General features: G+C 38.3%; 7 protein-coding genes. 6 read left to right on the top strand and 1 reads right to left on the bottom strand.

Features of this window, described 5'->3' with window-relative positions; all coding sequences use genetic code 11:
* Positions 1–407: 407 nt before the first annotated feature.
* Positions 408–1,070: an ECF transporter S component family protein gene (locus BLP81_RS11290; RefSeq protein ID WP_093368785.1), complete on the bottom strand. Its 663-nt coding sequence runs from the start codon at positions 1,068–1,070 to the stop codon at positions 408–410.
* Positions 1,071–1,238: 168 nt separating this feature from the next.
* Here BLP81_RS11290 and BLP81_RS13665 point away from each other — a divergent pair, with 168 nt between their 5' ends.
* The 6 genes from BLP81_RS13665 to mnmG all read left to right on the top strand — a co-directional run bounded on the left by BLP81_RS13665 (position 1,239) and on the right by mnmG (position 12,463).
* Positions 1,239–1,379 carry a hypothetical protein gene (locus BLP81_RS13665; RefSeq protein ID WP_176752711.1) on the top strand — a complete coding sequence of 47 codons (141 nt, stop codon included), beginning with the start codon at positions 1,239–1,241 and terminating at the stop codon, positions 1,377–1,379.
* Positions 1,380–2,070: 691 nt separating this feature from the next.
* Entirely contained in the window at positions 2,071–5,484 is a 3,414-nt protein-coding gene (locus BLP81_RS11280; RefSeq protein ID WP_093368779.1) for an amidohydrolase family protein, read from the top strand.
* Between the two features lie 283 nt (positions 5,485–5,767).
* Positions 5,768–6,316 carry a hypothetical protein gene (locus BLP81_RS11275; RefSeq protein ID WP_093368776.1) on the top strand — a complete coding sequence of 183 codons (549 nt, stop codon included), beginning with the start codon at positions 5,768–5,770 and terminating at the stop codon, positions 6,314–6,316.
* A gap of 492 nt (positions 6,317–6,808) precedes the next feature.
* The gene (locus BLP81_RS11270) at positions 6,809–10,171 is read left to right on the top strand and encodes a hypothetical protein (protein WP_093368774.1); all 3,363 of its coding nucleotides are present in this window, start codon (positions 6,809–6,811) and stop codon (positions 10,169–10,171) included.
* A complete protein-coding gene (gene ybeY, locus BLP81_RS11265; RefSeq protein WP_093368771.1) occupies positions 10,155–10,586 on the top strand; it encodes an rRNA maturation RNase YbeY in 432 nt (143 codons plus the stop codon). Before BLP81_RS11270 ends, ybeY begins: the two co-directional genes overlap by 17 nt.
* A gap of 5 nt (positions 10,587–10,591) precedes the next feature.
* Complete coding sequence (gene mnmG / locus BLP81_RS11260) at positions 10,592–12,463, top strand: tRNA uridine-5-carboxymethylaminomethyl(34) synthesis enzyme MnmG (RefSeq protein ID WP_093368769.1); 1,872 nt, start codon at positions 10,592–10,594, stop codon at positions 12,461–12,463.
* Positions 12,464–12,484 lie beyond the last annotated feature (21 nt).

The following is a 12,484-nucleotide window of genomic DNA, read 5'->3' as shown; positions in this document are numbered from 1 at the left end:
TTTGTGCTCTAAAACCGAAACTCTGTCCGCTATTTTTGGAACAATATTTAACCTGTGGATAATAAAAAACACGGCTGTCTCCTGCTTTATTTTGGGAATGCAGTTTAAAGCAAAATTTTCTGTACGCCTGTCCATAGCAGACCTAAACTCATCTAAAATCAAAAACAAGCTTTGCAATGAAATAAAAGCTACTATTGAATATATACCTCGCTTTATTAACCCAACATTATTACTCCTTCTTACTCTTTTTAATCAATTTCAGAATTAGGGCTATAACAATTATAGCAAGTAATAAATATTGCAATATGAGAAACTCATCATTTTTATCGAAAACTTGTATCAACAAAATAATGGCTAATAAAGTATAAAATAAATATTTTATTTTCATTGTTAATTAATATCATTTTTTACCAGCCCATACATTCTGAATAATCTGCATCTGCATCACTAGCACAAATACCCGCAACAACCCCCGACACAAAAAATCCGACTAGATAGCCTGTACCACCTGTAAATGCACCTACAGCTAATGAAGCACCCATGGATATTGCGGCATTCCTTTTACATCTAGAGAGTGCCTTAACCCAAGTTTCTTTACAACTATCACTGCTTTTATTGCTCAGAAACTGAATCAGTTTTTTGTCTATTTCAACTGTTATCATATTCTCAATTTCATTTTTATTGAGATTTTTTAAATCTGGATTACTATTTATGAAATTAAGGTTATTATAATATATTTTTAAAAATAATTCTGAAATAACATTAGATTGCTGAAAATTTGCATTTACTAAAGTACCTATTATTTCTTCAGGTTTTGAATTTTCCGATATAGATTTTGATTTTTTAGACATCGACTTTAAAAAAGATTCTTTGTCAATATTACGCTCACTTTCTAGCAGAATCATAAGCTCAGTAGTTAGTTGTAAATGTTCTTCAATATAATTTGATAAACTTAGCTTTTCGTTTGTATCAATAATCTCATCATCGTATTGGCTACAAGAGATTAATAAAACTAATGATGCAAGAAACATAGTAAAATATGACTTTCTTAATGTTTTTAGAATATCCATAATTTTTGATTTTTGTAAAGTCATTTATACAGCGACTTTACTTTTTATAATAATTTTTTACTCTTTCGATTTTCAATAACTCGGTCTACTTTTCTTTTACATCGGTTTCAACTTTCACATTTTCCGACTTTGGATGGTCAGTCCATTTTTGACCGTTACGTTGATTAAATGTGGTATAACAGATTTTATAAAGCCTTTATGCTGCTTAATGAGATGGTTTCTGGCATCATAAATCAAAACATGAGGAGTAGTTCCAATACCGTAGTGGAAAGCCATAGTGCTATTGAAGTCATGAGTGATAAGGGTTAAGGGTTAATAAAAAAGGGTCCTGTTCCGTATAGGCTTTTAGTATGTCGAGGGGCTGTTCGGAGATTCCGACAATTTTTTAGATTTTGGAAGGCCTTACTCACCCGTTTTAAGTCTTCCGTTTGATAAGCACAGTAGGTGCATTTCGTATCCATAACTACGAGCCGCTTTATAACTTTTAGCTGATTTAAATGGAAGGTATTCCCATTCAAATCCTGTAAGGGTATTTCCGGTAAGTTCAAAAGCGATTTTTCTCTGGCTTTCTTGCTGTCATGCAGGTTGTAGAACGCGTAAATCATAACTAAAATCAACGCGCTTACCGAAATCAAAATCAGCTTCTTGATATATTTTCTTTGGACCATATCAACTCATGTTTAGGGTAAAGAACATCACGACCAGAATCCATAGCATTGAAAATAATGCCTTAAAACAACCCGGCATAACTCACTTCCCTCTCTGTAAAAAACACGCCAAATTCAAGATCAGTTAAGTATTGATGACATACAAAACTAGCTGAACCTTGAGCATTATCTTATTCAAATAGTGAATAAACTATTTACAAAACCTATAAGTTTATATAAGATTTGAATTTATTATACAAAAAGTTTAATAAAAGATGAATTATAAGCCTCTTCCCATAGCAGGCATTTATCTTAAAATTCATTACTTTTCTGCTTTATAAAACACAGAAGTGATGAAAAAATTTAAATTATGCAGCCTACTGATTGCTGTATTAGCAGTTAACTGCCTTGCTTTTGCTCAGGAAGACAAGGAGAAGGACAGTATTAAAAAGGCTACCAAGGACTTGCCGCTGGAGCCGGAAAGAAGCATCGCATTCAAAACCAACGAGGGCACCTGGCTTTCTCTGGATATCAGCCCGGATGGACAGACCCTTATTTTTGATATGATGGGAGATTTGTACACGATCCCGGTGTCAGGAGGTAAGGCGACCAAAATTACCGAAGGCATGCCTTATGATGTGCATCCAAAATTTAGCCCGGATGGAAAATCCATCGTTTTTATCTCCGATAAAAGCGGTTCTGATAACATCTGGACCATGGATTTGGAGTCTAAAGAGATGAGTCAAATCACTAAGGACAACAATCAAAATTACTTTTCTGCAGACTGGACCCCGGATGGTGAGTACATTGTAGGCGCCAAGGGAAGGAGAAATATAAAGCTGCATATCTTTCATAGAGATGGCGGTTCCGGTGCTCAGCTCATCGACAAGCCGGAGAACCTTAAAACCACCGACCCAGCCGTCAGCCCTGACGGGAAACTGATTTACTTCTCTCAAAGAAAATCGGCCTGGAATTACAATGCTCAGTTTCCCCAGTATCAAATCGGGACTTACGATCTGGAGGACGGTGATATGGCCACTATTACCTCCAGATACGGCTCTGCATTTACACCCACCTTATCCCCGGATGGAAAATGGCTGGTGTATGGAACCCGCTTCGAGACTGAAACCGGCTTGGTGAGAAGAAATCTTCAAACCGGGGACGAAGAATGGCTGGCTTACCCTGTACAAAGAGATGAACAGGAGTCTATTGCTCCGCTGGGTGTTTATCCTGCCATGACCTTCACCCCAGACAGCAGGTATTTAATAGCTTCTTATGGTGGTAAAATTCACAAAATAGATATCACGTCAAAAACAGCTTCAGAGATTCCTTTTGAAGTGGATTTGAAACTGGAATTAGGTCCCAGACTGAAATTCAATTATCCTATCCAGGATGATAAAGAAGCCTTTGCCACTCAAATACGAGATGCTGTGCCTTCGCCTGACGGGAAACAACTCGCTTTTACTGCACTCAATAGATTATACGTCATGGACCTGCCTGATGGCAAACCCAAAAGACTGACTGAAAAGGAGTTTACTGAAGCGATGCCGGTCTGGTCTCCTGATGGCAAACAAATTGTTTTTACGACCTGGGAAGAAACAGAAGGAGGACACTTATACAAAGTGAATTCTAACGGCAGAGGAAAGCTGGTAAAACTTACACAGAATCCGGCTCTTTACCTGGATCCGGCCTGGTCTTATACTCAAGATAGAATTGTATTCAATAGGGGAGCTAATCAGGTCTATAAGGATGCGGTGGACCCGTTTGGTTCTTTGCAGATGGAAGATTTAGCCTGGATTTCGACTGAGGGTGGAGACGTGAATTTGATAGATAAGGCAAAAGGCCGAAATACGCCGCATTTCACAAAAGAAGAAGACCGGATTTATTTGAATCAAGGTTCCAAAGGATTGATTTCAATCCGATGGGACGGGACAGATCAAAAAGAGCATTTACAATTGACAGGGATAACGACCTATGGGTCTTCTGTGGATATGGTCCACGCCCATGATGGTTCTCACAATCTGCTGCCGAATGCCTCGAAAGAGAAAAACAAACCGTCTACACCTTCAGAAATAAGAATTTCTCCGGATGGAACTTCCGCTTTAGCGAAAATTGCAAATGATGTGTATACGGTGACTCTTCCAAAATATGGACAAACCCCTAAGATTTCTGTCGCAAAAGCCGATAAAGCAGCTTTTCCTGCCATGAAACTGACCGTGATGGGAGGTGAATTCCCTGGCTGGTCTGCAGATAGCAAAAAAGTGCACTGGTCTCTGGGTGCCAGTCATTTTATCTATGATTTACAGGAAGGAAAAGCTTATGCCGATAGTCTCGCTACGGCTATAAAAGAAGCTGAGGAAATGAAGAAGAAAGACTCTAAAGAAGAGGATTCTGATGAGGAAGATGAAAAAAAGGATGAGGATAAAAAAGACGAAGAAAAAGAAGATAAAACCTTCACTGCAAAAGAACTTAAAATAAAAGTCGGTTTTGAAAAAGATATTCCTGAAGGCACTATCGTATTGAAAAATGCAAGGGTAATCACCATGACCGATCAGGGAGTTATTGAACATGGAGATATTCTTATCGAGAATAATCGTATTAAAGCGGTGGGAGAGACCGGAACTATATCTATCCCTGGAAGCGCAAAAATTATTGATGCGTCAGGCAAAACTATCACCCCGGGTTTTATCGATACACATGCTCACATGTGGCCTAACTGGGGCTTACATAAAAATCAGGTTTGGATTTATTCTGCAAATCTGGCTTATGGAGTGACTACCACGCGAGATCCACAAACGGCGACTACAGATGTTCTGACCTATTCTGATATGGTGAGTTCAGGAGCAATACACGGACCAAGAGTTTATAGCACCGGACCCGGAGTTGGGTATTGGATGTATAATATAAAATCTTTGGAGCATGCCAAAGAGGTTTTAAAACAATACAGCGAATACTATAATACCAAAAGCATCAAAATGTATTTGGTTGGAAATCGTCAGCAGCGCCAATGGATCCTGATGGCAGCGAAGGAACTGGAATTAATGCCGACCACGGAAGGCGGCCTGGATTACAAATTGAATATGACTCAATTATTGGATGGCTATCCGGGTCATGAGCATAGTTTACCAATCGTAGGCATTTATAAAGATGCTGTTCAAACCATAGCAGAGTCAAAAATTGCCGTAACGCCTACCCTTTTGGTTTCTTACGGTGGTCCCTGGGCAGAAGAGTTCTATTACGCTACAGAAAAGCCTTATCATGATAGAAAACTCCAATATTTCACACCTTACGAGGAACTTGCAAAAAAAGCTCGCCGAAGAGGGGCCTGGTTTATGAAAGAAGAACATGTTTTTCCTAAACATGCCAAATTCATGAAAGACCTTGTGGAAGCAGGTGGTCTCGCAGGAGTAGGGAGTCATGGTCAATTACAGGGACTCGGTTTCCATTGGGAATTATGGTCGATGGCAAGCGGTGGCATGAGCACTATGGATGCTTTAAGAACAGCTACTGTTTTGGGTGCAGAAGCTCTGGGTTTGGAAGGGGATCTTGGGAGTATAGAGGATGGTAAGCTGGCAGATTTACTCATTATGGATAAGAATCCTTTAGAGGAAATACGAAACTCTAACACCCTGACCCATGTGATTAAGAATGGCAGAGTGTATGATGCAGATAATCTGGATGAAATTGCGCCTAACGAGAAAAAAGCGGAAGCTTTTGAATGGCAAACCAAAAGACCGGAAAATCTACCCGGCGTCCAAAAAGACTAGAAAGCAAATTGAGATTAACCTAATGAAAAGGATTCTGATTTGAGATCAGAATCCTTTTTTATGTATAATACAAAACTTTTCTTCTCGTTAAAAAATGACAAGTCTTTAGAAATAAGAAGGTTAATTAGCAGGTCGTAGTAAAGTCAGTGGAAAAGAAGCCAGCTTTAGACTTATGCTTTACGATAGATATTTTTATATATTTAGTTAATTTCAGAATGCCTTAAAGACTAATAAAAAGGACGTTTTTAATTTAAGCAATCCAATAATCATCAAATTTCATCATATGAAAATCTCTCCGCTTAGTTTCTTCTTATCAGTGTTTTTTCTGCTCATCTGTCTTATGAGTTGTCATGTAAGTAGTAAGCATTATGAATTAAATGAAGATGAGAGAATACGCCTTAAAGCAAGCATTGATAGTTTATATGATATTGATCAAAAAAGCAGGGAGCTATTGAGCCGTATTACAAAAAAATATACATCGTCTGATGAACAAAATAAGTTACTATTAAAAAAAAATATGGCCAGTTTTGTTGGACTAATGAGGCTGAATGACTCATTAAATACATTAAAATTATTGGAAATAACTAAGAAATATGGTTTTCCAAATCATAAAAGACTTGGTGTATATAAATCTAAAGCCTATCTAATCTTTGTTCATTCTCCTAGATATTTTTTTAGTGATATAGAGGAATTAATTGAATTTGAATATAAGAATAACCGAATGTCATATTACGAGAGGGCATATATTACGTGGCATATTAAGGGAAGATTAGGATCTCCACCTATCGCCGATGAAAAGGGTAATTTAATAAAAAGAAAAACTATTAAATAAATAAAGTCAACGGATATACTCGCCCTAACCTGTTTTTATTCAGATGTATAGTCGTTTAGATTTGTTACCAATTGTGAAATAAAATGGCAGGGGTTTTATATGAACAATGAATTTAAGAATCAGCAGCCTATCTCATATTCTTTTCCTTCCTTTTCTGCTTTTCTTTATACTCAATTGCGATAATTATCAGGTTTGCCATAATGAGATACCCTAAGGCTAACTGGCTATCTATAAAGAATAACCCCAAACTTGGTAGAATTATAAGCAGTCTTCTTTTAGTTTTGGAATCCATTTGATAAAGCTTAAGACGAAGGTTTTAAATTGCTGTCTACTAATATAAAAATTAAAATTCTCTTTTTAAATTTCAGTATGGATTTTAAATTTTGCCGCATTATATAAATACTGGTATAGCGTTAAAAAATGACAAGTATTTAAAAATAAGCAGGTTAATTGGTAACTTAGCAAGTTATACCAAAGCCAGAGTACAGTAGCATGCAGCATTATAAAATCATAGAAGACAAATTAGAACGTTTTATCAAAAAGTTCTACACCAGCCTTTTGATCAAAGGGACATTGCTCTTTCTAGGATTGAGTCTGTTGCTTTTCATTTTTGGCGCGGCCCTGGAATATTTTCTGTGGTTCGATTCCGGAGTCAGGACGCTTTTATTCTGGACGCTTGTCGCGGCTGAAGTTGTGCTGCTTTTCAAACTGATTTTGATACCGGCCAGTCAGCTGTTCAAATTGTCTAAAGGCATCGATTTCACCGAAGCTTCTTCCCAGATCGGCAGTCACTTTCCGGAAGTGAATGACAAGCTCAAAAACATACTTCAGCTAAAAGCTCAGGGAGGGGATGACGAACTGGTCCTTGCCAGCATTGAGCAAAAATCCAAAACACTTAAATCCGTTCCGTTTCAACTGGCGATCGATTTCCGGCAAAACCTCAAGTATCTGCGGTTTTTGGTAATTCCCGTCCTGGTCCTGCTGGCGATTTGGATTTCAGGCTTTGGCGATTCCTTCTCATACAGCTACAAACGTATCGTGAATTATAATACGGCCTATGAAGCACCGGCCCCTTTCCATTTTTCCATTTTGAATAAAGACCTGGATGCCAAAAAAGGAAAGTCATTTCAGTTGAATGTGCAGACGCTGGGCGAGGTAAAACCGGAAGATGTTTTTATTTCTCTAGATGGGGAAGAGCTGAGGTTACAGGAAAACAACGAGATTTATAGCTACACCTTTAAGAATGTAAGCGAGAATAAAAGCTTTTTGTTGAAAGCAAACAAAGTGACCTCCCAAACTTATGAACTCCATGCCTTGGATATTCCGGTGGTGAAAGACATGAAAATGAATTTGAATTATCCTGACTACATCAACCAAAAGAATACCTCCATTTCGGGCACAGGTAATGTTTCAGTGCCGGAAGGAACACAAATTGAATGGATCATATCTACGGAAACGACAAACCAGGTGGACTTTCTAAGTGAAGAAGACACGCTCAAGTTTGATGTCGAAAACTCTGAGTTTACCCTGAAACAAATTCAGCAGAGAACAAAAAACTACTCGATAGCAACCTCCAATTCCAATTTTAAAAATTATGAAAAATTGAGTTATTCCATAGAGGTCATTAAAGATGAGTTCCCTAGGCTGAAATTGGAGCAGAAAAAAGATAGTTTGTTGACGGACCAGTCTTATTTCTTCGGAAAACTGACGGATGATTACGGGCTAACTAACCTGCGCCTTGTTTATTATAATACTGATAATCAGAATGATAAAACAGTTATAAGACTCCCCATATCTACTAGTAACTATTCTGAATTTTCCTATGCCTTCCCGAATGAAGAACTGGAACTGAAAGCAGGAAATGTTTATCAATATTACTTTGAGGTGTTTGATAATGATCGGATAAACGGTAGAAAATCCTCGACTTCTTACGTCTTTTCTTATCGTCAAAAAACAGATCTGGAAGCCTCTTCTGAAAACTTAAGCCGCCAAAATACATCGGTTGAAAAATTAAGTGAAGTTTTGGAAAAACAGAAAAATACGGAAGATTCAAAAGAGCTTCAAAACAAGCAAAAAAAGAATAATCAGTTAGACTACACTGAAAAACAAAAGCTCAATAAGTTCATCCGACGCCAAAAGCAACAGTTGGAAATGATGAAAAATTATAGCGAGCGCTTGAAGGAGGATTTTAAAAAACTGGAGGACGAAGCCCAAGATCAGGCGAAAGAAAACCTCGAAAATCGACTTGAAAAAAACCAGGAGCAAATAGAAAAAAATCAGAAGTTGCTGGAAGAACTCGAAAAATTGAAAGACCAAATTGACCAGGAACAGCTCAATGAAAAATTAGAAAATTTTGACCGGGAATCTGAAAAGCAGGAAAAAAACCTTGAGCAGCTTTTGGAATTGACCAAGCGTTTTTACGTTGAGAAAAAGGCAGAAAAACTAGCCAAAGAATTGGATAACCTGGCCAAGGAGCAGAAAGCATTATCCGAATCTAAAGAAAATACTTCTGTAAAACAGGAAAAACTGAATGAAAAATTTGATCAACTCCAGGAAGATTTAGAGAAACTCGAAAAGAAAAATAAAGAGCTGAAAGCGCCGATGGAAACCGGAAACGATACAAAATTAACCAAAGAAATAGAGCAGGACCAGGAAAAGGCAAAGGAAAAACTGGAGTCTTCAGAGTCTGAATCTGGAGATGCAAAAGATCAAGAATCCGGAAAAAAAGAGGCACAGCAAAAGCAAAGAGATGCCTCCGAAAAGATGGAAAAGCTCTCTCAAAAAATGATGAACTCCATGAAGTCTTCAAGTATGGAACAGGCCGCTGAAGATGCTGAAATGCTTCGTCAAATTTTGGATAATTTAATTGTATTTTCAGTTGAGCAAGAGGGCTTGATGGAAGAGTTTAAAGGAATCTCCAATTCCAACCCCGCTTATGCCTCTAAGCTAAAAAGACAGGCTGAACTAAGAGAAAACTTCAAATATGTTGACGATAGTTTATACGCCCTTGCGATGCGTACACCAATGATAAAAGAGACGGTGAACAACAGGATTTCCGATATTAATTTCAACATTGAAAAGTCTTTGGAGCGCCTGGCAGAAAATAAAGTTCAACTGGGAACCAGCAATCAGCAGTACAGCATGATGTATGCCAACGAATTATCGAATATATTGGATACTGCACTTGACCAAATGCAAAATCAAAAGAGTGGTGCTGGTCAGCCAAAACCTAAACAGGGAAAACCTGGAGAACAATTGTCTGACATCATCAAATCTCATGAGGAATTAAAAAAGCAGATGCAGAAGGTTCAGCCCAAAGAGGGGCAGGAAGGAGAGCAGACAAAACCTGAAGATAAAGGAAAAGAAGGTCAGCAACAGGGTGAAGAAAACAGCAAAGGTGAAAAAGGCAAACAGGAAGGAGGAAACCGAAGTCAGCAGGAACAAATGAGCGGTGAAATTTATGAAATCTACAAACAACAGCAGAAGCTCAGGAATGAATTGGAAGACAGAATTGAAGCGCTCGGACTGGAGGATAATTCCAGTGAACTCAATAAAAGTTTGGACAAGCTGGAACAAGAATTATTGATGAAGGGCTTTAGCAGCGATTTATTAAAACAGATGGAGGATGTGAATCATCAATTGCTTAAACTCGACAAGGCTGCCAATCAACAAAGTCAGGACAATGAGCGGGAAGCAAAAACACGGAAAAAAGATTTAAAATCATCTTCTTCCAACTGGAAAGAAAAGGCTAAAGAATATTTTAACACAACAGAGATTTTAAACCGACAACAATTACCTTTGCAGCCTGAATATAAAAAGCTTATTAATATCTATTTTAATGGAAACTCCGATTAATTTCTACAGTAAAAACGATTTTGAGTTAACCGATCAAAAAAGGCACGAAGCTTGGTTAAAAGCTGTGATTGAAAGTGAAGAAAAAGAGGTCGGCGATCTGAATTATATTTTTTGCAGTGATGGGGATGTCTTAGAAATTAATCAAAATTATTTAGGTCATGACACTTACACCGATATAATCACTTTTGACTATTCTGTCAATAAAATTATCTCAGCAGAAATTTACATCAGTACAGACCGGGTAAAAGAAAATGCAGAGAAGTTTAATGTTGATTTTGAAAATGAATTGAGAAGAGTCATGGTTCATGGCATTTTACATTGTTGTGGATATGGAGATTCTACAGAAGAATTAAAGGCTAACATGAGAGCCTCGGAAAATAAAAAAATGGAATTGTTCCACGTGGAACAAAATTAGAAGTTATGTTTAAAGATACTTATGATGTTATTGTAGTAGGAGCTGGTCACGCAGGAAGCGAGGCAGCAGCAGCGGCGGCAAACATGGGGAGCAGTACTTTGCTCGTTACCATGAATTTGCAGAACATCGCTCAGATGTCCTGCAATCCGGCCATGGGTGGAATTGCAAAGGGACAAATTTTAAGAGAGATCGATGCGCTTGGCGGATACAGCGGAATGGTGTCTGACACGAGTGCTATTCAGTTTAAAATGTTGAATAAGTCTAAAGGACCTGCGATGTGGAGTCCAAGAGTGCAAAGTGACAGAATGCTTTTTTCTCAGCACTGGAGAGAAAGACTGGAACAAACAAAAAACCTTGATTTCTATCAGGAAATGGTTTCAGGTCTGATTGTAGAAGACAATGTCGTAAGAGGAGTAAAAACCTCTTTAGGTTTAGAAATAAAAGCAAAAACAATTATTCTAACCAATGGAACTTTCTTAAATGGGTTGATACATATCGGAGATAAAAACTTCGGTGGTGGCAGAGCAGGAGAAAGCGCCTCTTTTGGAATAACAAAAGAACTCGAAGACCTGGGCTTTGAAGCCGGACGAATGAAAACAGGAACTCCACCCAGAGTGGACGGAAGGTCACTTGATTTTTCTAAAATGGAAGAACAACCTGGCGATGAAGACCCCTGGAAATTTTCATATTCCAAGGAAACCAAACCTTTAAAGAAACAAAGAAGCTGCTGGATGTCTTACACCAGTCCGGAAGTTCACGAATTGTTGAAAGAAGGATTCGACAGGTCTCCAATGTTTAACGGAGCCATTAAAAGTACAGGGCCGAGATATTGCCCAAGCATAGAAGATAAGATACACCGTTTTGCGGATAAAGACAGGCATCAAATGTTTGTGGAACCTGAAGGCTGGAATACAGTGGAATATTACGTGAACGGATTCTCAACTTCACTGCCAGAAGATATTCAATATAAAGCATTGAAACAATGCGCCGGATTTGAAAACGTCAAATTCTTCAGACCTGGCTATGCCATCGAATACGATTATTTTCCACCGACACAATTAAGACATACGCTTGAAACCAAACTGGTAGAGGGCTTATACTTTGCGGGGCAAATCAATGGAACCACTGGTTATGAAGAAGCCGCTTCTCAGGGGTTGATGGCCGGTATAAACGCCTCACTAAAAGTTCAGGAAAAAGAGGAATTTACACTTTCCCGGAGCGAAGCCTATATCGGGGTATTGATTGATGATTTGATCACTAAGGGAACTGAAGAACCTTACAGAATGTTTACTTCCAGAGCGGAATACCGGACCTTATTAAGACAGGATAATGCGGATTTCAGACTAACTGCAAAGGCATTTGACATTGGATTGGCTAGTGCAGAACGCATGAAACTGATGGAGGATAAGAAAGAAAAGTCGGAGGCCTTCGTTGAATTTTTCAAAAACCAGAGTGTGACCACCGAAGAAATCAACCCTATTCTTGAGGCAAAGGATTCCTCCAAAGTCGATCAGCAGGGCAAATTATTTAAGGTATTTGCCCGACCAAACATCACCATGGACGACATGCGTAAACTGGAAAGCGTAGAAGACTTTATACAAAAGAATGACTTGGACAATGAAGTTTTGGAACAGGTAGAAGTGCAGGTAAAGTATGCAGGCTATATCGAAAAAGAAAAACTCAATGCTGATAAATTAAACAGACTGGAGAATGTGAAAATTCCAGAACACTTTGACTATTCTGTACTGAAGTCAATGTCTTTTGAAGCCAGAGAAAAACTGACAAAAATAAAACCCAGGACTGTATCCCAGGCATCAAGGGTTAGCGGTGTCAACCCAAGTGATGTATCCGTGCTTTTAGTTCATATGGGAAGATAATGTTCCACGTGGAACAATGCG

This window comes from Psychroflexus sediminis (assembly GCF_900099815.1).
GTDB lineage: Bacteria > Bacteroidota > Bacteroidia > Flavobacteriales > Flavobacteriaceae > Psychroflexus > Psychroflexus sediminis.
Note: the sequence above shows the minus strand (reverse complement) of the source record. Positions and strands in the feature narration are given on the sequence as shown.

What these genes read in the sequence shown, in the direction of transcription:
- BLP81_RS11290 (WP_093368785.1), bottom strand. Translation starts at nt 1,070, where the DNA reads ATGGATATTCTAAAAACATTAAGAAAGTCATATTTTACTATGTTTCTT.
- BLP81_RS13665 (WP_176752711.1), top strand. Translation starts at nt 1,239, where the DNA reads ATGTGGTATAACAGATTTTATAAAGCCTTTATGCTGCTTAATGAGATG.
- BLP81_RS11280 (WP_093368779.1), top strand. Translation starts at nt 2,071, where the DNA reads ATGAAAAAATTTAAATTATGCAGCCTACTGATTGCTGTATTAGCAGTT.
- BLP81_RS11275 (WP_093368776.1), top strand. Translation starts at nt 5,768, where the DNA reads ATGAAAATCTCTCCGCTTAGTTTCTTCTTATCAGTGTTTTTTCTGCTC.
- BLP81_RS11270 (WP_093368774.1), top strand. Translation starts at nt 6,809, where the DNA reads ATGCAGCATTATAAAATCATAGAAGACAAATTAGAACGTTTTATCAAA.
- ybeY (WP_093368771.1), top strand. Translation starts at nt 10,155, where the DNA reads ATGGAAACTCCGATTAATTTCTACAGTAAAAACGATTTTGAGTTAACC.
- mnmG (WP_093368769.1), top strand. Translation starts at nt 10,592, where the DNA reads ATGTTTAAAGATACTTATGATGTTATTGTAGTAGGAGCTGGTCACGCA.